The organism is Acinetobacter sp. YH16031 (assembly GCF_013417335.1).
Classification (GTDB): domain Bacteria; phylum Pseudomonadota; class Gammaproteobacteria; order Pseudomonadales; family Moraxellaceae; genus Acinetobacter.
This window is the reverse complement of sequence record NZ_VPED01000010.1, coordinates 37,423-58,045: the sequence shown is the minus strand read 5'-3', so window position 1 is coordinate 58,045 and position 20,623 is coordinate 37,423. Positions and strand designations below refer to the sequence as shown.

13 protein-coding genes and 1 pseudogene are annotated in these 20,623 nt (G+C 44.3%); 7 read left to right on the top strand and 7 right to left on the bottom strand.

Going from position 1 to position 20,623, the window contains the following annotated elements; translation table 11 throughout:
* Positions 1–62: 62 nt before the first annotated feature.
* Positions 63–1,772, bottom strand: a pseudogene (locus tag FTV31_RS06690) (GGDEF domain-containing protein).
* Between the two features lie 1,140 nt (positions 1,773–2,912).
* On the opposite strand from FTV31_RS06690, the gene omp33-36 reads away from it, so the two are divergent.
* Positions 2,913–3,809 (top strand): porin Omp33-36, encoded by an 897-nt coding sequence (omp33-36, locus tag FTV31_RS06685; RefSeq protein ID WP_180013813.1) that lies wholly within the window; start codon positions 2,913–2,915, stop codon positions 3,807–3,809.
* 63 nt (positions 3,810–3,872) lie between these two features.
* On the opposite strand, the gene FTV31_RS06680 is transcribed toward omp33-36, so the two are convergent.
* The 4 genes from FTV31_RS06680 to FTV31_RS06665 all read right to left on the bottom strand — a co-directional run bounded on the left by FTV31_RS06680 (position 3,873) and on the right by FTV31_RS06665 (position 9,018).
* Entirely contained in the window at positions 3,873–5,837 is a 1,965-nt protein-coding gene (locus FTV31_RS06680) for a choline BCCT transporter BetT (protein WP_180013811.1), read from the bottom strand.
* Between the two features lie 178 nt (positions 5,838–6,015).
* Positions 6,016–6,732: an ion channel gene (locus FTV31_RS06675; RefSeq protein WP_180013809.1), complete on the bottom strand. Its 717-nt coding sequence runs from the start codon at positions 6,730–6,732 to the stop codon at positions 6,016–6,018.
* 236 nt (positions 6,733–6,968) lie between these two features.
* On the bottom strand, positions 6,969–8,684 hold the full coding sequence (locus FTV31_RS06670; RefSeq protein WP_180013807.1) for a cation acetate symporter: 1,716 nt from the start codon (positions 8,682–8,684) through the stop codon (positions 6,969–6,971).
* Between the two features lies 1 nt (position 8,685).
* Positions 8,686–9,018: a DUF485 domain-containing protein gene (locus FTV31_RS06665; protein ID WP_004781535.1), complete on the bottom strand. Its 333-nt coding sequence runs from the start codon at positions 9,016–9,018 to the stop codon at positions 8,686–8,688.
* Between the two features lie 182 nt (positions 9,019–9,200).
* On the opposite strand from FTV31_RS06665, the gene FTV31_RS06660 reads away from it, so the two are divergent.
* Together FTV31_RS06660 and FTV31_RS06655 are read left to right on the top strand one after the other, a co-directional pair.
* The gene (locus FTV31_RS06660; RefSeq protein WP_159123807.1) at positions 9,201–12,692 is read left to right on the top strand and encodes a PAS domain-containing hybrid sensor histidine kinase/response regulator; all 3,492 of its coding nucleotides are present in this window, start codon (positions 9,201–9,203) and stop codon (positions 12,690–12,692) included.
* Positions 12,693–13,109: 417 nt separating this feature from the next.
* Complete coding sequence (locus FTV31_RS06655) at positions 13,110–13,877, top strand: hypothetical protein (RefSeq protein WP_159123806.1); 768 nt, start codon at positions 13,110–13,112, stop codon at positions 13,875–13,877.
* A gap of 67 nt (positions 13,878–13,944) precedes the next feature.
* On the opposite strand, the gene FTV31_RS06650 is transcribed toward FTV31_RS06655, so the two are convergent.
* Positions 13,945–14,595, bottom strand: a complete 651-nt coding sequence (locus tag FTV31_RS06650) for a response regulator transcription factor (RefSeq protein WP_180013805.1) — start codon at positions 14,593–14,595, stop codon at positions 13,945–13,947.
* 373 nt (positions 14,596–14,968) lie between these two features.
* Between FTV31_RS06650 and msuE the strand changes: the two genes are divergently transcribed.
* The 4 genes from msuE to FTV31_RS06630 all read left to right on the top strand — a co-directional run bounded on the left by msuE (position 14,969) and on the right by FTV31_RS06630 (position 19,150).
* Positions 14,969–15,703: an FMN reductase gene (msuE, locus tag FTV31_RS06645; protein WP_180013803.1), complete on the top strand. Its 735-nt coding sequence runs from the start codon at positions 14,969–14,971 to the stop codon at positions 15,701–15,703.
* Between the two features lie 28 nt (positions 15,704–15,731).
* The gene (gene sfnG, locus FTV31_RS06640; protein WP_180013801.1) at positions 15,732–16,847 is read left to right on the top strand and encodes a dimethylsulfone monooxygenase SfnG; all 1,116 of its coding nucleotides are present in this window, start codon (positions 15,732–15,734) and stop codon (positions 16,845–16,847) included.
* Between the two features lie 152 nt (positions 16,848–16,999).
* Positions 17,000–17,614, top strand: coding sequence for a riboflavin synthase subunit alpha (locus FTV31_RS06635; RefSeq protein WP_180013799.1), 615 nt, complete (start codon positions 17,000–17,002; stop codon positions 17,612–17,614).
* A 126-nt stretch (positions 17,615–17,740) separates the two neighbouring features.
* A complete protein-coding gene (locus FTV31_RS06630) occupies positions 17,741–19,150 on the top strand; it encodes a deoxyribodipyrimidine photo-lyase (protein ID WP_180013797.1) in 1,410 nt (469 codons plus the stop codon).
* Positions 19,151–19,420: 270 nt separating this feature from the next.
* Here the strand turns inward: FTV31_RS06630 and FTV31_RS06625 are convergent, their stop codons facing one another.
* Positions 19,421–20,602 carry an acyl-CoA dehydrogenase family protein gene (locus FTV31_RS06625; protein ID WP_180013794.1) on the bottom strand — a complete coding sequence of 394 codons (1,182 nt, stop codon included), beginning with the start codon at positions 20,600–20,602 and terminating at the stop codon, positions 19,421–19,423.
* Positions 20,603–20,623 lie beyond the last annotated feature (21 nt).

Genomic DNA, 20,623 nt, shown 5'->3' with positions numbered 1-20,623 from the left:
AATATAAATTATAAAATTATGACTCTTCAGAATGTTTAGCTTAAAAAATTCAGTTAAGTGGTTTAAACCTCAGCCACGACATTGCGTCCTTTCGCTTTAGCCTTAAATAGCGCGTCATCAGCCTGTTCCAGCAAAGCGATCCATGACTCTGCACCAATCGCCACCCCAATACTCACCGATACATGAATATCTTCATCAGCTGCGGTCAGAATAGAATGTTCAGCGACTTCGGTCCGGATTTTATTCGCCAGCATAAAAGCGTGCTGCATCTCGATATTTTCAATCAGGACCAGAAACTCATCACCGCCATAACGAACCAGCAGATCCGAAGCTCGAACATTGGCTTTTAAGCTCTCTGCAACCAGTTGAATAACCTGATCACCAATAATATGCCCATATTGATCATTGACCTGTTTGAAATGATCAATATCGATAATCATCAGGCAGGTTCGCTTAAACTGGGTCGGATGCGCTTCCATAAAACGGATATATTCATCGAGCGCAAAACGGTTAGCCAGTCCGGTCAGGGAATCGGAATGGGCAATATTTTTCAGTCGAAACTCTAATGCTTCACGCTCTTGCAGCATGTGCTGCAGTTTTTGAATTGCTGTAAATAAGGATTCAGTAGGCCGGTCTATTTTTAGTTTTGATTGTGTTTGCTTCCGTTCAGACCCAGTGGACAAATCAAATAAAATTTTACGTGCGCGAATTAAAGGAATAAAGATGCGTTTACGCGCAAAAATCATGGTCAAAATTGCCGTAATCAGGGAAATTCCAGATAAGGCCACCGTCCAGATCAAATGATTCAGACTGTGGCGCATTTCCTTAATAGCCACATCTTTGGTGTATTGCAGTAAATAGTTCTGCAAATCAATCACTGTTGTAAATTTATCTACAATAGCTTCAGTCAGCTGGGTTCCAGTTAAATAATAAGGACGCTGCTGGCGGCTATCTTCAATCAGTCGCTCCACAATCGGTAAACCTTGCTAGATAAATTCAGTTCCGACCCGCTGATGTAAACGAATAAATTCATCGGTTTTGTCCTGAACAGGCTGTAGAGTATCAATAATATCCCAGAGGTAGCGTACCTGATGCTGGACCTGCAAGGAACGGGTAATGTTTTGCTCTGGAATCTGGGTTCCAAATGTCACATGAGCCATGACATTTGACGCTACCCGACCCGATTGATCCCTGAGATCAGATAAAAACAGGATTTCACTCATGTAATTATCCAAACGGGCAGATGGCGTAGCAGAGGCAATCACTACCCCTTTCAGAATTTTACGACTGCTATCCCAGGTACTAAACATGGCAAGAATGACCTGATCCATTTCCTGTGCAGTACGTTCCGGGCGAGGTATCTGAGTATAGAGATCGACCTGCTTACGCCCATATTGCAGACTAGGCTTTAACTCAGATAAAAGTTGCTGGCTTAGGTGATTAAAACCGACCTAATCGAGTGCCTGAGCTGTAATCTGCATCTGTTGATCGACTTCCTGACGGTAATCGCTTAACTCCTGCTGATGTTTGACAAATTCCTCAACCGAGCTGGACATTACTTTGTTGGCGGGTGCCCGTTCCCGGGAGATTTTATTGGAGAGATCGGTGACCTGTTGTAAGGCATCAAGCTGCTGATAGGTTTGTTTTGATTTTAAATAATGTTGAGTACTATCAATAATCAAGGGAATACAAATACACAATAAACATAAAATAATGATCGACATCGACCAGTACAGATGTTTGCTGATTTTCTCAGAGCGCAAAGTATTCATCTTGATTTTTAGTCCTTCACATGGATCAAGAACTCCCCATTTAATAGTAGATAGATTATACAAATAAACGTCTACTCATCATCAATATTTCTTCCCAATTACTTTGATTTTCAGAAGGTTTTTCTTATGTTCTTAAAGGTTTTAGCTCTTTATATTTTCAGGATTTTCCATCTATTATCACTAAAACATAAATAGGAATGAAAATTTCATAATTTAAAATATAAGAAAATTAAAAAACTCGCTTTCTGAACTATTTACACGTGCAACAATTAGGTGCATAATGCACCGCATTAGGGCGAGTTAAATTATTCCTCAGCAGATTTTTTGATTTACCCGCAAATTTTGGCGAAAAAACCTCAATTCTTTATAGAAATTGAGGTTTTTTTTTCAATTTTATAAAATAAGGCTAGTTTTAAATTGAATTAATGCACCATTAATGTGCATTTAAGAATCATCTTTGACGGCTTTCTATACTTGTTTTTTTAATCTTCTTTTATGAAGTAATTCGTAAACTGATGCTTCTAAAAAATTCAGGCAAAAAAAAGCCCAACCTTGGGGAAAGCTGGGCCGATAAAAACAAAAATATGTGGAGAATCAGTCAAATTATCATGTAAAAACATGAACTCTAACCTGATTTTTTTATTATCAGTCAATTTGGTAACAATGTAAAGCCCATTAATTTACTAGGATTTATGACATATCACAATTTATAGACAAAACAGTGAAATACATCACATTATAACCCTGATTTTGTCGCTAAACCGATCAATTCTTTCATAAATTTGTTTTATATTACAGTTTTTACTCCTTTCTTAAATCCAGTGTGATAAATGTGATTATTACCATGATAACTAAATTGGTTTTTTGAATTAAAATCCACTATTCAACTTAATTAAACAATCAAAAAATCCTTTATTAATTCATTTTCCTGATTAGATCTAACAATTTATTTTGTATACAACATTGTTATTTAAGCTTTTTTCTAAAATAACTAAATTTTCTAATTAAAAGACTATTAAACAAAATCAATACAATGATTTTGCACAAAAAAATAGCAATTTTAAATCAGATTGACTTAATAAATTGTTACAATACAATACGTTTCTGTTGTACATCTTTTGTAACAAAATGGTAAATATCATGAAAAAACTCGGTTTAGCCACTGCTTTATTATTAGCCATGACCGGTGCTCAAGCATATCAATTTGAAGTTCAAGGTCAGTCAGAGTACATCGACAACACTGCGAATGACAAAGACTTCACTGGCGCTGTTCAAGGTACTTACTACTTCAAAGATGTAGACGCTTCTAAAGGTCCTTTAGCTGAAGCTGCTTTCATCAACCAGGCATCTAATGTTTCTGCTGCTTATACATACGGCGAAAACGGACAAGAATCTGGCAATCGTACTGTACACCATACTTTTGGTGCAAAAGGTGAAGCTTACATCCCAACTAAAGTTGTTCCTACTTATGCAAGCGCTTCTTATAGCCATACTATCACTGATAGCAAAGCTGGTAACCCAGATGACAATGGCGACCGTTATGCATTAGAAGTAGGTGTACTTCCTATTCCTAACTTCCTGGTAGCTGTAGGTTACACAAGCGTTGCAGACCAAACTTCTTATGACGCTTTCAACATGTTCAACAACGGCGTTGCTAAAGCTGCTATTGAGTCTCAAACAATCGCTGACGACCAAGATGCAATCACTGCTCGTACTAAATATGTAGGCGCAATTGACGGCACTAACATGTCACTTGGCTTCGAAAGCGGCTTGGTTTACGGTGAAGATACTGCTTACAACTTAGGTACTACTTTGTACATCAACCCTAAATTAAGCGTTGGTGCATCTTATATGGAATCTAGCTACGCTAACTCTCCAGACAAAGCTTGGGGCGCAAACGTAAACTACTTCATCACTCCAGCAGTTGCTGTAGGTGCTAGCTATGTGAACTCAAACTACGAAGCAAACCTCGCTCAAAATGCTGTTGTAGTTCGTGATACACAAACTGTAGGCTTAAATGCTAAATTCCGTTTCTAATTTCTGAATTAGTTACTGAATAAAAAAGGACGCATCAGCGTCCTTTTTTATTGGATCAAATATTTATTCTGGAGAACGGACCAAACTTAAAAAATGCAAATGGCGTTCATATTGGTCAATGATGTCCTGGATTAAATCTTCCTGAGTCCATTCCATCACATCATAATTTTGCCCCCCTTCCCTTAAAAAGACTTCTGCCTGATAAGATTGCGGAGAATCTGCATCCGGCATAAAGCTCGGTGCTAAAGTCTGGGTAGCAATGACCTGATAAATAAAGTTCATTTCATTCTGATGATCGACACGTAACTCGATCCCATCTTCCAGTTTAAAGATTTTCACCTGGATGTGACGACGTTTCAGTTCAGCCTGAAAACTGTTAAAGGCTTTGCTGACCATCGTATCAATATAATCACGTACTTCATCATGCGTATGCGGATAATGCATAATTAAACCGAGTCGCTGTTGCCAGCTGCGCGGGTTCTGAATGGCCCGTGGGGTAATGCGTGCAGCTTGTAGCGCATGCATTTTCATTACATCCAGATGCAGGGCCTTAATCAGTCCCCAGCAAATCAGCAGCATAATGAATGTGAACGGTAAGGCACTCATAATCGTAGCCGACTGCAGGGCTTCCAGCCCGCCTGCCAGCAACAGAATGATGGCCAATAAAGCCATTAACACGGTCCAGAACAGACGCTGCCAAGTCGGTGAATTCTCGGTTTTAGCCGTGAGATAATCCGTGACTAATGATCCTGAATCTGCTGAAGTGACAAAGAACAGGATAACCAATACCGTAGCAATAATACTGGTGACTGAATTAAATGGCAGATTACCTAAAAATTCGAACAGCGCTACAGAGGAGTCACGTTGTACTGCCTCAAGCAGATTAGTATTGGCTTCATGCATGATACTGAATAATGCAGCATTGCCCATAAAGCCCATCCAGATCAGGGTAAATCCGGTAGGAATCAGTAGAACCCCAACAATGAACTCACGGATACTGCGGCCTTCGGATACTCGGGCAATAAACATCCCGACAAATGGCGACCAGGAAATCCACCAGGCCCAATACATAATGGTCCAGCCACCAATCCAGCCACTAGGCTGATAGGCATACAGATTAAAGGTCATACTGAACAGGTTTGCAACATACTGGCCAGAGTTTTGAATGGTGGTCTGCAGAAGATAGATGCTTGGACCGGTAACAAAAACAAAGATGAGTAGCAGTAAGGCAAGCAGCAGATTCAGTTCAGCCAGACGTTTGATGCCCTTATCCAAACCAAAAAATACGGACATTGATGCCATTACAGTGACTGCGATAATCAAAATAACCTGAGTACTGGGTGTCTGCTCAACTCCAAATAAATAATTCAGTCCGGAGTTAATTTGGGTTACCCCAAAACCTAAAGTTGTCGCAACGCCGAACACCGTCCCTAAGGTGGCAAAGGTATCTACCCCGTCTCCGATCGGGCCATGAATCCGGTTGCCGATTAGTGGATATAAGGCGGAGCGAACTTTTAAAGGCAGGTTATGTCGATACGCAAAATAGGCCAATGACAGACCTACAATGGTGTAAATCGCCCAAGCATGCAGGCCCCAGTGGAAGAAGGTCACGCGAATAGCCTGCTGTGCGGCCAGTACAGTTTCCGGGTCACCAGCAGGTGGCGTAACATAATGCATAACCGGTTCGGCAACCCCGAAAAACATCAGGCCGATCCCCATGCCTGCGGTAAACAGCATGGCAAACCAGGATGCCTGGCTATATTTTGGCTGACTATGGTCGGGCCCGAGTTTAATTTTCCCCATATCGGACAGGGCAATATAAATCAGAACAATCAGGAAGATCGCCACGGAGAGGACATAAAACCAGCTAAATGAAGTGGTAATCCACGCATTCATTTGCTTGGTCAACAGGTCAAATGAATCAGGTGCCAGTATTACCAGTCCCAAAAAAATGGCGATAATCACCACTGTACTAATAAAGACATTCGGATTGATATTGGCAAACCAAGATGAAGGTTTGGAAGGCATAGATCCCCCATTTTTTAATAGATTGAATGCCGGGAGGCTTGAATCATTATTGATAAGTAAAAACATTCTGATCGAGAGAATTACGATCAAAGATACGTTTTGGACCTTAAGATTTTAAAATATTCAGGAAAATAAAGCCGTTAAGTTACTGTAACCAAGCTATACAGCTCTGTACGTTCTATTCCTCAGGCTTTCTATGCTTATGTTGTATATGAGTCTGTTTAGGAAGATGGGAAATATACTGTAAGGCAATCAGACGCGAGACTATTAAGGCCAGATACATCACCCCGACAAACATCTGGATAATGGCTAGCATCCGTGCGACCGGACTGACCGGCATCACATCAGACAATCCTGTAGCAGACTGCACACTAAAGCTCAGAAAGAGCAGATCCAGCCACGGCTGATAAGCTTTTAAATCTGGGTCTGAAAAACTGTAAGGTACCCATAATTGGCAAATGCTATAGAGAAAAGCAAAGCCCCAAGCCAGTAATGTAAAGACCGCTCCCGCTGCAAACAGCTCATCCTTGGTCAGGTAGCGGTCATGAAACATATAACGTAACAGGCCATACGCTGCACTGAAATAGGCACTGGCTTCAAACAGATGCGCGATGATCATGATCCAGGTATAGCGTAGTCCCAGCACAATCAACGACGAAAAGAAAATAGCCCCTGCAACAAAGATGAGTCCCAGAATGGTAAACATCGGAGTCTGACGAATTACCTTGGCAATCACCAGCAAGACCACCACCCCCAGCATCCATGTACCCGCGCGATAAGACACGCTGTCATAACTCAGCATCGACAGGATCAGAATCAGTAATTGTAGGCATAGCAGCCAGGCAGAAGGCAGATACTTAAAATGGGTCCAGAATCGTAGCAGAGAGTGCTTCATGAGATTTGTCTTGATGTCCTGTCGAGCATCATTATTGTTATCGCTGGCTTAACATAACATGATCTGGCTGATGGTTAGAAACAGGATTGTATAAAAATCATTGAAATCTCAGTTAAAAATGAGAATGTTCTACTTAAGATTGACTTTCCAAAAGTCCTCCTCTCCATTTGATAGCTCAAGTATTTTATCGCTATAAAAAAAGCCCCCATCAGGAGGCTTTTTTAGGACATCAGATCTTAGTGATCAGATGCACCTGAGATCCCAATACCTGTTTGTGAACGAACAAACTGTGCATCGAAAGCTTTGCGTTCTGCCTGTGCTTTCACTGAGCGGTCTGTAATGGAGAAGAACCAGCAGCAGAAGAAAGACAATGGCATTGCAAATAATGCAGGACCATTAAATGGAACGACTGGTGTATCTGAAATTGCGAAAGTATCTACCCAAACTGCTTTAGACAGTACGATCAGTACTACCGCAGTCACCAGACCAACCACGCCACCAATGACAGCACCACGTGTAGTCAGGCCTTTCCAGAACATAGACAGTACCAGTACCGGGAAGTTGGCACATGCGGCTACCGAGAATGCCAGACCCACCATGAAGGCAACGTTTTGCTTCTCGAACAGGATTCCCAGGATCATCGCAAAGATAGCAAGACCAAGAGTCGCAATTTTAGACATGCGCAGTTCAGATTCAGGTGTAGTACGGCCTTTCTTGAATACGTTTGCATACAAGTCATGTGAAATTGCTGAAGCACCTGACAAGGTCAAACCTGCAACTACCGCAAGAATGGTTGCGAATGCCACTGCAGAAATAAAGCCCATGAACAGGTCACCACCCACAGCATCTGCCAGGTGAACCGCAGCCATGTTGTTACCACCCACCAGCTCTAGCTTGCCTGTGATTGCCATTTTCGCAACATCCAGGAACTGCGGATTATTCGCTACATATAGAATCGCACCGAAACCGATAATGAAGGTTAACAGGTAGAAGTAACCGATAAAACCTGTCGCAACAACCACTGATTTACGTGCTTCTTTAGCATCTTTGACCGTAAAGAAACGCATCAGGATATGTGGCAGACCTGCTGTACCAAACATCAGCGCCAGACCGAGAGAAATCGCATCGACCGGATTCGAAGCCAGATTACCCGGACCCATAATCTTGGTTGCATCTGCAAGGCTCAGATCATGTACTTTAGAGAAAACCTGAATCGATTGTTCAAACATATTGGTGAAACTGAAACCTACGCCTTTCATGACCATGAAAGCCATAAACGTCGCACCAGACAACAGCATTACTGCTTTAATAATCTGTACCCAAGTGGTCGCCAGCATGCCACCAAACATTACGTAGGCCATCATCAGAAGACCAACAATCACTACAGCAATATTATAGTTCAGACCGAAAAGTAATTTGATCAACTGACCTGCACCCACCATCTGTGCGATCAGGTAGAACGCCACCACAACCAGTGAACTTAATGCAGCCAGAGTACGCACCGGTTTTTCTTCCAGACGGAACGACACTACATCAGACAGGTTAAATTTACCCAGGTTACGCAAACGTTCTGCCACCAGGAATAAAACGATTGGCCAGCCCACCATGAAGCCTAGTGAGTACAGCAGCCCGTCAAAACCTGACAGGAACACCATCGCGGAAATACCGAGGAAAGATGCTGCAGACATGAAGTCACCAGCAATGGCCAGACCGTTCTGGAAGCCAGAAATCCCGCCGCCGGCAGTATAGAAATCATTAGTATTTGTGGTTTGTTTGGCAGCCCATTTGGTAATAAATAAGGTTGCTCCAACGAAAATCACAAACATGATAATCGCGTGCCAGTTGGTCGCTTGCTGCTCCGCAGCACCCAGATCTGGTCCAGCAAATGCCATTGCCGAGCTGAGCAAGGTCAGCGCTGCAGCAGCAAGCGCTTGATATGAAATCCCTTTCATCTTAGTGTTGCCCCTTTTCTTTTGTAATCGCTTCCACTTCCTGAATTGCTTCTCTGTTCAGCTGATCAAGTTTGTTATTGGCAATGTAGGAATACACCCAGCACAATATAAAAGACAAAATAATGATACCGATACCTAGAGGTACACCCCAGGTCGTTACACCGCCAGAAATTGAAGACAATAGAAATTCTTTGTTGTAGCCAACAAGCAACATGAAACCGACATAGACAAATAGCATGATGCCGGTTAAGGTCCAGCTCAGCGTACTTTTTCTACGTACCATTTCTTTGAATTTGGGATTCTGTAGAATTCTTTCTACTTGTGCCTCATCCATAGTTACACTCCTGTAGCCCCACCATGGGCTTACTATTTTTTAATTCGAATTATCACTGTTGCAAAATAACAACATTTAGAATGACTTGTAATTTAGACTTTGGTCGTTAAAAAATGATCAATTTAAACTGCTGAGTGCATGATGCGGTATCATAGCGTCATGCACAGTACACATCAGGCTATATGAACAGTTGGCTCATCATAGGGGTGCTCGCCCTCTATATCACTTTACTCTTTACTTGCGCTTTCTATGGGGAAAAACATGCCAGCCGGCTGAGTACTCGTGGCCGCATGCTATTGTTTAGTTTAACTTTAGGCGTCTACTGTTCTTCCTGGACATTTTATGGCGCGACCGGTGCTGCGGTTCGTGAAGGAATTATTTTCCTGCCGATCTATCTTGGTCCCCTGCTCTTTGTCGCGATTGGTTACGATATCTGGCGCCGTCTGGGACGGGTACGCCAGCATCATGCGATTTCCTCTATCGCCGACTTCGTCGCTGCACGTTATGGTAAGAGTGGGCCTCTGGCTTCGCTGGTCACCATTCTGGCGGTGATTGCCATCATTCCCTATCTGGCTTTGCAGTTACGTGCAATTGCCTTGAGTGCGGCGGTCATTCTGGAACCTTCAGCCGGGATTGCCAGTACCACCAATAGCGTACTGTTCCTGACTGGCGTCCTGGCGATTCTGGCGATGATTTTCGGTACCCGGCAGATTGCTAACACCGAACAGCATGGCGGTCTGATGCTGGCTGTCGCCTTTGAGTCTTTTGTTAAGTTATTTGCCTTGCTGGCCGTAGCCTGTTTCTTTATTTTTGAAGCACCAGAGAATCTGCCTCAGATCAGTAGCGATATCCAGTCTACCTTCCATGATGTACAGCTGTTTGGCGTACCGGAAAGTTTCTGGGTACAGACCCTGTTGGCTGCACTGGCGATTATCTGCTTGCCACGTCAATTCCACGTAGCAGTGGTCGAACTGCGCGATGAAAAACATATCCGTGGTGCACGGCGCTGGTTTGCCATTTATCTGATTCTGACCACACTGGCAATTATCCCGATTGCCAGCTGGGCACTACATGCGGCCCCCCAATATTTAGCGATTCCAGATGTCGCGGTACTGTCTTTACCGCTTAGCTATAATCAGGACTGGCTGACCTTATTGGCCTTCTTAGGCGGTTTCTCGGCTTCGACTGGTATGTTACTGGTGTCTTCAGTCGCCCTGTCGATCATGCTGAGTAATGACCTGATCATGCCAGCGCTCTGGCGGTTAAACCTGATCTCACGGCATGACAAGCGTTTACCACTGGTACTGAAATTTACCCGCCGGATCTGTATCCTAGCCGTGATGTTGATGGGCTTTCTGTTCTTCAACTTTTTTAATGATATTGACCAGCTCTCAGTCTTTGGTCTGCTGGCCTTTAGTGCCGTGGCACAATTCGCCCCTGCCCTGATTGGTGGTCTGTATTGGCGTGGCGGGAGTAAGCAAGGCGTATATGCTGGCCTGCTGACCGGTTTCGCTTTATGGTCGTATACCCTGCTATTACCAACGATTTTGCGCAGCCTGCCAGAAGCCTATCAGCAGTTCAGCCAGAGTTTTCTGGAACAGGGTCCTTTGGGCTGGAACTGGTTACGTCCTGAAGCTCTGATCGGTTTCGAATCTTTTGATCCTTTAACGCATGGTGTGGTCTGGGCACTAGGTCTGAACACATTCCTATATATCTGGGTTTCCCGGATGTTCCGTCCAAGTGTGGCCGAACAGATTCAGGCGGAAAGTTTCTTCTACTATGAAACCAAGCCGCTTCCTTCTCAAAGTCCATCTACTGATGTCAGCTACTCGCATCAGGATGTGGCCCGTTTAAAAGTTGGTGACCTGATTACGCTGGCCAAGCGCATTACCGGTGAAGGTCCAACCATGCAGGCCTTCCAGCAGTTCTGTGCTCAAAATAGTGTGGAACTGAATGAAAATAGCAGTGCCAATGGCATGTGGTGGCGTTTTACTGAGCAGTATCTGGCCGGTACCATTGGTGCAGCCTCGGCACGTACCCTGCTGACTACCGCGATGGTGAATAATGGCCTGGCCCTCGGTCAGGTGGCGAATATTCTGGATCAGGCTTCACAATGGCAGCGTTTTAACCAGAACCTGATCATGACCATGATCGACCATATGACCCAAGGGGTGAGTGTGGTTGATGAAAATATGTGTCTGGTCGCCTGGAACAACCAATACCTGAAACTGTTCGACTATCCAAAAGATATTGTTTATGTCGGCTGTCCAATCGCTGACCTAATCCGTTATAACGCTGAACGCGGTGAATGTGGTCCGGGCTCGGTCGAAGAACATGTGCGTAAACGGATTCACTGGATGCAGGTCGGCAGTGCGCATGAATTTGAACGGATCCGTAAAGATGGCCGCGTGATTCAGATGCGGGGTAACCCAATTGAAGGCGGTGGTTTCGTGACGACCTTTGCCGATATTACTGCCTTCCGTGAAAATGAAGCATTACTGGAAGCCCGGGTTCAGGATCGTACCCAGCAGCTCGCTGATGCCCTGTCTGAACAGCAACTGGCGCGTGAACAAGCCGACAAAGCCAATATGTCCAAGAGCCGCTTTATTGCTGCCGCCAGTCATGACCTGTTACAGCCAATGCATGCTGCACGTCTGTTCAGTACGGCGCTGGAGCAAAGTGTACAAAGCGAAGAAGATCGCAAGACCCTGCAGCAACTGGATCGTGCCCTGCATGGGGCAGAAAGCATGCTCTCAGCTCTGCTGGATATTGCCCGACTGGAAGGCGGTACGATTCAGCCGAAACGCCAGGCTTATCCACTGCATGATTTATTAAGTGATCTGGAACTGCAATTCAAATCCATTGCGGCACAACGTGGCATCAAACTGCGAGTGCATGATGCCCAGTTCTGGATTGACACCGATCCACAATGGATCCGCCGGATTATCCAGAACTTTGTCAGCAATGCCCTACGTTATACCGCCAAAGGTAAGGTCGTGGTCGGTGTACTGCGTTCTAGCAACCGGCCAAATCATATCCGGATCGGGGTTTGGGATACCGGTCCCGGTATTGCTGAAGAACAGCGCATCAAGCTGTTCCAGGAATTCGAGCGTTGTGGCCATACTTCGCCTTGGGGTGAACAGGGTCTGGGGCTTGGGCTCGCCATCGTGCAACGTATGACTGGTCTATTGGATTATCCAGTTCATGTTTCTTCCGAGCTGGGCAAAGGTTCCTGCTTCATGATTGAAGTGCCACTGACCGCAGCACCGAAAGTCGTTGCCGCCCCTGTTCAGGCTGTGCCGTTGAAGTCCAAGGCCTTTAAGATTCTATGTCTGGACAATGATGAAACCATTCTGGAAGGCATGTCGACCTTATTGACCAAATGGGGTTATCAGGTCTTTAAAGCCACCGAACCAGAACAGGCCGCCGAGATGATTCAGCAGGAAAATATTCAGGTCTGGCTGGTGGATCAGCATTTAAATCAAGACAAGATCGGTCTGGACTTTATTCTGGAACATCGTAGTAGTGATATTCCGGTGGCATTGATTACCGCAGATTCTGATCCGGAACTGCCACAGCGCCTGAAGGATTTAAATATTGTCCTGCTGAAAAAACCGTTGAAGCCTGCTTCACTCCGTTCCTGGTTATCCGGTCTGAAAATCTCAGGTAGCTAGAACTTTTTATTTTCATCTTAATGCCCATTTTAATGATTTAAAGTGGGCATTTTTTATACCAAACAAATACCTTTCTTTACCTGACTGGCAAAAAAATCAGGCCAATGTGCTAAAAGCACCAAATTTCACATAATTCCTGCTGATAAATTGCTCAAAATTATCATTTCAGCATTCTCTATGGCAAAAGCCACCAATTCTATTAATATACATGTGTACACCTAGTTACAATTATTTAAGCAATTGTTTTAAATTAATTTTTAATCCTATTTTGTAGCAGATAGAACTTTGGTCGTATTTTTAATACAACAAGCTTAGTTCTAAAAATAGACAATATAAGAAACGATCAGTTTCCATCTGACAATGCCTAAATCCTTTTGGCAGCTGGTCTATTTGCACTGCTAGATAGGAGTTATAAAAATGAAACTCGATGAATCAATTGCTCAGCTTCCCGCACAGACTCAGCAATTCCATCGCCAATATGGTGCTAATGCCTTATTACCCAGCATCGACTGGGCACAAATGTTTAAATACAGCAAACTCGACGATACCCAGATTCAGGCACTTGAAACCCTGTATCAGCATGCGGTTCCTTTAGCCCTGCAAGTTTTTGATGAACTGCATTTTGATGTCTTTGAACCTTATGCCTACAAACCGCAAGGTTTAGGTTTATTTGAACGTTTGGCTGAACAGGAAAACAAGCTGATTGAATCTCTGGAAGCAGAAGCTGAAGATTTACCTGTACAAACCCGTCATCAGATCTGGAGTATGCTGCTGCGTGGTGGTGCCGTACTGGTCTTTAAAGCGTGGCTCGGCAAAGTGAAAAATGAAGAAGATTGCCTAGATACCACCCAGTTTGATGAACTCTCTGACTTGCTCTTTATCAAAACCTGCCCGCATGAACTGGCAGAGCACCTACAGGTCGATCCGAATAGCACAGACGAGCATGTATTCCTGATGTATGAAGATGAAGTTTATCTGGACCGTTTTAACAGTCTGGAAACTGCTGCCCTGTTTGTAGACTTAGGTGTGTATGATGCGACTTTCCTGAGTCTGCGTGATGACCGCGTGGCAGAATACCTAATCTCCAAAGGCTATGTCACTCAAGAACAGATTGATGAACTGCAATCCGCATTGAATCCAATGTTCTGTACCGATGTCACCCAAAAACAGGATTATATTGCTTAATCTGGCAATATATTCGCAATAAAAAAGACCTCAGATGAGGTCTTTTCTATTTTGTAAGTTAAATCCCTTACATTTTCTTTTCTTCAATATTCAAGGCATTGATAGCAAGCACCGCCTGGGTACGGTTTTGTACACCCAGCTTACGGAAGATTGCTGTTACGTGCGCTTTAATAGTGGCTTCAGAGACATCCAGTTCATAAGCAATCTGTTTGTTCAGCAGGCCTTCAGCTACCATCATCAGGACGCGGAACTGTTGTGGTGTTAGCGACTGAATCCGTTCTGCCAATGCAGTTTCGTCTGCAGCACGCGGATCGAAATTCATGTTGGCTGACAGATTGGGTGGTAACCAGATTTCACCTTCGAGGACTTCACGAATCGCTTCACCAATATGGCTTGGATGTGCAGATTTTGGAATATAGCCCATTGCACCATGTGCAATCGCACGCTGGATAATGCTGGCTTCTTCGTGAGCAGAAACGACAATAATTGGAATCGAAGGATATTGGGCGCGAACGTGGACCAGAGCAGAAAAGCCCGATGCACCTGGCAGGTTTAAATCCAGAAGGACAAGATCAGGCTCAGGACCATTTTCTAGACGTTCATAAAATTCATTGACTGCTGCAGTTTCATGAATCTGCGCTTGTGGCAGACTATAACGAACAGCTTGGATCAGAGCATGACGAAACAGTGGATGATCATCAACGATTAAAATATTCATAGGACGTGAGAGAGATCTTGTGCACAGTAGCTCCTATTCTAACCACACAAGCCAGTTTATGGATATGCAAGATCACCAATTTTTTAAATAATGTGGAGTTTTTCTTTAATTTTTTTAAATTTTGGCTTATTTCAATAATTCTTTAATTCTCATCACTTTTTTATATATGATTTATTCCTATTCTGCATAGCTTATCTTTATTCAATATAAATATAGTTATCAGCCATTTATCCAGCTCTATCCGTTTCAGAAGCACATTTTCTGCTTATATAGAAAAATCAGATAACTTTTCAGCATTTCATTATTTTACACCTACTGCGGCAATCGGGATTAATAGGGTCATTCCGAGCTTAACCATTTTTAGGTACTTCACATGTCCCATTTTTCCGAGCAAAAACCTTTAAACATCGTGGCTGTTTCTGGCGGCCTGAATCACCCATCTAAAACCGAAGCACTGGTTAAAGCCATTCTGGATGAACTGGTTGAAGCGACGCTAATCAATGTACATTTCATTAAATTTAGCGAAATCGGCCAGCTTTTAGGTGGTGCAATTTACCGTAACCAGTTACCGCAACGCGTGCAGGATGATCTGGCAGCCGTTGAAGCAGCAGATGCCCTGATTGTTGGTACGCCTGTTTACCGCGCTTCATTTACGGGCCTGTTCAAGCATTTCTTTGACTTCGTAGAACAAACGGCGCTGGTAGATGTACCGGTTCTTTTAGCAGCTTCTGGTGGTAGTGACCGTCATGCGCTGGTTCTTGAGCACCAATTACGCCCATTATTCAGCTTCTTCCAGGCACAAACCTTACCAATCGGGGTATATGCCACAGATCGTGACTTTACGCCTGAATATACTATTCACAGCGAATTACTTCGTGCCCGTATTACCCTGGCAGTGGCTCGTGCCCTACCGATCCTTGAATGGGCGCCAGCAAAGGGGCAGCGTGCTGAGGTCATTAAAGAAAAATCTCAGCAAGCCAACCAGAACCTGGGCATCAACAAGCAAATCGAACAGGAAGAAGTTTTACCTTCAGCTGCAGTGCCAAGCCTGGATGCCGCAGAATCCCGTTTGCACAGCAAGAAAGTGCCAAAGACTCAAGTGGCTTAATGGCCACTTCATTCAGAGGGTAAGAATAATGTCACAAGATAAAAATATTGTATTTGCTTACTGGGTTCCAAATGTCAGTGGCGGTCTGGTGGTCAGCGATATCGAACAGCGTACGGACTGGAGCTATGACTATAATGTCCGTCTGGCGCAAACTGCTGAGAAAGCAGGTTTTGATTATGCCCTGACCCAGATCCGTTTTACTGCGGGCTATAACGCTGAAAACCAGCATGAATCAGTCAGCTTCAGTCACGGCATCCTGGCAAAAACTGAACGTTTAAAAGTGATTGCCGCGATCTTGCCGGGTCCATGGAAGCCTGCGCTGGCAGCGAAGCAGCTGGCCACCATTGACCATCTGACCAATGGCCGGATTGCGATTAACGTCGTAAGTGGCTGGTTCCGTGGCGAGTTTGATGCAATTGGTGAAGAATGGCCGGAACATGACGAACGTTATGCACGTTCAGAAGAATTTATTCGTAGCCTGAAAGGGGTCTGGACTCAAAACAATTTTAGTTTTGATGGTAAATACTACCAGTTCAAAGACTATACCTTGAGTCCAAAACCGGTACAGAAACCGCATATTGAAATCTTCCAGGGGGGAAGTTCCCGGGCAGCGCGCGATATGGCATCTCGCGTGTCTGACTGGTACTTCACCAATGGCAATACACCGGAAGAGCTGAAAAAACAGATCGATGATATTCGTGAAAAAGCTAAAGCGAATAATCACTCTGTGAAAATTGGTGTGAATGCATTTGTGATTGCACGTGATACTGAAGAGGAAGCGCAAGCAGTACTGCGAGAAATCGTGGCCAAGGCCAATGTTCAGGCGGTAAAATCTTTCGGTGAGGCAACGCGCGAAGCGGGCGCAGCCAGTAAGGAAGGTGAAGGTAACTGGGCCAAATCTACGTTTGAAGATCTGGTGCAATATAACGATGGCTTCCGTACCAACCTGATCGGTACACCTCAGCAGATTGCGGAACGTATCATTGAACTGAAAAAAGTTGGTGTTGATCTGGTTCTTTCAGGCTTCCTGCACTTTATTGAAGAAGTGGAATACTTCGGTGAAAAAGTCTTGCCACTCGTGCGTGAACTCGAAACGCAGCAAGCTGAACAGCAACAAGAAGAACAAGAAGCTGAGCTCGTTTAAACTATAATAATGCTCAGCATAACGATTCATTCCCTCAAGGCTCGGCTTGAGGGATTTTTTTTGTGCAACACAGTGTTCTCGGCATAGAGATAGCCGCCTGCTTCATTCTTGACTAGAATGAAGCCAAACTCGATGAGATAGAAATTTAAATTATGTATACCGGTATCGTACAAGGCTTGGAAAAAGTCGTGGATATTCGCCAGGGCAATGGCTTCATTACCATTATCGTGAGCAACGAAAATCAGTTTTTTCAGGATGTCTTTATTGGCGCCAGTGTTGCGATCAACGGCGTCTGCCTCACCGTAACGACTATTGATCAGAAGCTAAACCAGATTCACTTCGATATCTCCGATGTAACCCTTGCCCTCACCACCTTAAAATCTCTTCAAGTAGGTGATGAAGTGAATGTCGAACGCTCTGCCAAAGTCGGTGCAGAAAATGGCGGGCATAATCTGTATGGACACATCGAAGGCACAGCAATCATTAAAAATCTGGAACATCGGGGTGAAACCTACCATATCAATATTCAGATCCCGGATGGCAATATCAAATACTTTTTCCTGAAAGGGTTTATTGGTCTGAACGGCTGCAGCCTGACCATCAATCGCGTCGATCGCGCCAATAGTGAAATTTCGATTGATCTGATTCCCGAAACTTTGCGTCTGACCACCTGGAAAAATGCCAAAGTAGGTGATGAAGTCAATTATGAAATTGACCAGACCACGCGTACCTTGGTGGATACCTTAGAAAATATTCACCAGCGTTAAATGAAAGAGCCGCTTATACCATAGGCGGTTTTTTAACTGATCATTCTGCCCATATCTACGTTTCTATACAGAATTTTCAGGTGGAATGAATAAAATAATCTGATTCCGATTCAGAACGTTATTCCCATGCAGTTGATCTGGTTCCGCCAAGACCTCCGTATACATGACCATGCCGCACTCTGGCATGCTACTCAACAAGGACCTTGCATTGCATTAGCAGTCCTCTCTCCCGAGCAATGGCAACTGCATCAGGATGCCCGGATCAAAACTGATTTTTATCTGCGCCGGCTTAAATTTTTAAAACAGCAGCTACAACAACTGAATATCCCGCTGATCATATTGAACATTCCTTTATGGGAAAATTTGGCGCCAGAAATATTGAATCTGTGTCAAAACCTGAAGATTGAAAGTCTACATACCAATATCGAAGTTGGCGTCAATGAGCTGGAACGTGATGTTCAGGTACAGCAATTGCTGCAACAGCAGCAAATCAGGGTCGAGCTCTATCATGACCGCACCCTATTTCCCCTCGGCAGTATCCGGAACCAGTCCAATCAACCCTATCAAGTCTATAGTGCCTTTAAGAAAAAGTGCTATGAGCGGCTAATTCTGGATGTACCCGCCTGCTATCCAGAGATTGAAGCTCAAGATCCAATCCAATTATCAACTAAGCTCCCCAATGTTGATCTTGAAAAATTCTCAGCGGATTATGTGGTAGAGCATGCTGCCCAACTTTGGCCTGCGGAGGATCGAACTGCCTTGGATCTGCTCGATGATTTTATCGAGGACAAAATGGCTCATTATAAAACCGACCGTGATCTGCCAGCAGTTGATGGTACCAGCCGCCTCTCCCCTTATCTGAATATCGGTGTTATTTCAGTTCGCCAATGTATGCAAGCTCTTTTTCGGGATGGCTATTTCCAGATTGAGGATGTGGGTCAGCAGACCTGGTTAGATGAACTCTTGTGGCGGGAATTCTATCTACAGACCCTGTTTGATTTTCCACGTGTCTCCAAACACCAACCATTTAAGCAAAATACCCATAAGATCCAGTGGCGCAATGCCCCCGAAGATCTAGCTGCCTGGCAGCAAGGCCAGACCGGAATTCCAATTGTCGATGCTGGCATGCGGCAAATGCTGGCAACTGGCTGGATGCATAACCGGGTCAGGATGATTACTGCGATGTTCCTGTGTAAGAACTTGCTGATCGACTGGCGACTGGGTGAAAGCTGGTTTATGCAGCATCTGATTGATGGCGATCTGGCTGCGAATAATGGCGGCTGGCAATGGTGCGCATCAACCGGCATGGATGCTGTGCCCTACTTCCGGATTTTTAATCCGGTCAGCCAGTCCCTGAAGTTTGATCCCAATGGAGACTATATCCGCGAGTGGGTGCCTGAACTGGCGCATCTGGATGCCAAATCCATTCATGAACCTTATGCCAAAAATCCAGATTTACAGCTGGATTATCCAAAACCGATTGTCGATTTAAAGCAGTCGCGTATACGGGCGATTGAAGTATTCAAAAATCTGTAATTTACATTCGAATTAAATATTAAACAGAATCTTGAGCTAATAAAGGTGGCATGGATGCCACCGTTTCCCATCCTTGCGCCCTAGTTTAAAGCAGTGCTTAAACTGGCTCAGGACGTATGTATGGGAAACAAAGAGCTTTTGCCTTGCGGACTCTCAACATATATTTTGAAAGTCCTCTTGGCCCGTCAAAAGCAGAGCACCGCCTGCACAATGCTTATTTGATTAATCAAGGCAAGTGAGGCAGTGTTCCTTGCTCTTTAAAACCAAGACTTAAGAATAAAAACTTGGATCAGGCACTTTCCCGGTCAGTACCCATTCCCCAACTTCCTGATATTTATAATCTACCGGATCATGCAAGGTCTGGGTGCGAACATTACGCCAGAAACGGTCTAGATTCAGTTTGGCTATAGTCGCACGCGCGCCCATCACCTGAAAAATATTCTGGGTGATATAGAGAGATGTATTGGTGGCCGCGATTTTGGCTGTGGCAATCGCCACTGAAACTTCACCACGCTGCTCAGCAGTTAGATCATTGCCCAGATCCCACGCGGCCTGTAAGGTTTGAATCGCTTTATCAGCCAGCAGACGTACACTTTCGAGCTGCACATAAAAATCGGCAAAATGCTTCTGGGTAAAAGGGTCATTCACAGCCTCTTCTACCAGTGATTTAGACCAGGCTTTTTGAGTCTGTACGGTTTGTTTGGCTACTTCAAACGCACCTTCTGCTACACCGAGGAACATGTGTACAAAGATCAGCTGGGCAATTAAAGGACGTAAGCTTGAATACGGCGTACTCAGTGGACCCGGATTTAACAGCAATTCATCTTCATGAATTTTAACCTGTTCAAAATGGCTGGTGCCGCTATCGGTCTGGCGTTGACCCATATTATTCCAGTCACCAAGAAAACTTACGCCCTTACGTGCTGTTGGAATTACCCCGATCAGTAATTTTCCAGCATCGTTATAGCCTGAGCACAGTAAAATATCGGAGTCAATGGAGCCCGAACAGAAGCTTTTATGTCCATCAAAAATATATTCTTTTTCAGCAATTTTTGTTGCGGTAGTTCGACGGTCCAGTGGATTTAAGGTATTGCCCCAGAACAGGTTTTCCCGAGCGGTCTGTTCAAACCATGGGCCATACTGTTCTGGTTGGGAAAATAATTGAACCGTTGCAATCAGCAAATGATGAAACCCATAAACATGTGCTAATGAACTATCGACTCGGGCAATAATTTGAATGGTTTTAAAAATTGTCTGCCAGTCTGCTTCCTGACCGCCGTACTGTTTTGGAATAGACAGGCCCAGTAAACCGCTCTGACGAATCAGATCACGCTCGGCTTTAGGATTACCGCTCTGCTTGTCACGAGCTGCGGCTGTTTGGGCAAAAGTTTCTGCCAGTTGCTGGGCAATTTGCAGGGGAGATTGATCTAGATATTGTTGTCGTACATTCATTCTTTTGACCTAAGTTCAGCA

What these genes read in the sequence shown, in the direction of transcription:
- omp33-36 (WP_180013813.1), top strand. Translation starts at nt 2,913, where the DNA reads ATGAAAAAACTCGGTTTAGCCACTGCTTTATTATTAGCCATGACCGGT.
- FTV31_RS06680 (WP_180013811.1), bottom strand. Translation starts at nt 5,837, where the DNA reads ATGCCTTCCAAACCTTCATCTTGGTTTGCCAATATCAATCCGAATGTC.
- FTV31_RS06675 (WP_180013809.1), bottom strand. Translation starts at nt 6,732, where the DNA reads ATGAAGCACTCTCTGCTACGATTCTGGACCCATTTTAAGTATCTGCCT.
- FTV31_RS06670 (WP_180013807.1), bottom strand. Translation starts at nt 8,684, where the DNA reads ATGAAAGGGATTTCATATCAAGCGCTTGCTGCTGCAGCGCTGACCTTG.
- FTV31_RS06665 (WP_004781535.1), bottom strand. Translation starts at nt 9,018, where the DNA reads ATGGATGAGGCACAAGTAGAAAGAATTCTACAGAATCCCAAATTCAAA.
- FTV31_RS06660 (WP_159123807.1), top strand. Translation starts at nt 9,201, where the DNA reads ATGAACAGTTGGCTCATCATAGGGGTGCTCGCCCTCTATATCACTTTA.
- FTV31_RS06655 (WP_159123806.1), top strand. Translation starts at nt 13,110, where the DNA reads ATGAAACTCGATGAATCAATTGCTCAGCTTCCCGCACAGACTCAGCAA.
- FTV31_RS06650 (WP_180013805.1), bottom strand. Translation starts at nt 14,595, where the DNA reads ATGAATATTTTAATCGTTGATGATCATCCACTGTTTCGTCATGCTCTG.
- msuE (WP_180013803.1), top strand. Translation starts at nt 14,969, where the DNA reads ATGTCCCATTTTTCCGAGCAAAAACCTTTAAACATCGTGGCTGTTTCT.
- sfnG (WP_180013801.1), top strand. Translation starts at nt 15,732, where the DNA reads ATGTCACAAGATAAAAATATTGTATTTGCTTACTGGGTTCCAAATGTC.
- FTV31_RS06635 (WP_180013799.1), top strand. Translation starts at nt 17,000, where the DNA reads ATGTATACCGGTATCGTACAAGGCTTGGAAAAAGTCGTGGATATTCGC.
- FTV31_RS06630 (WP_180013797.1), top strand. Translation starts at nt 17,741, where the DNA reads ATGCAGTTGATCTGGTTCCGCCAAGACCTCCGTATACATGACCATGCC.
- FTV31_RS06625 (WP_180013794.1), bottom strand. Translation starts at nt 20,602, where the DNA reads ATGAATGTACGACAACAATATCTAGATCAATCTCCCCTGCAAATTGCC.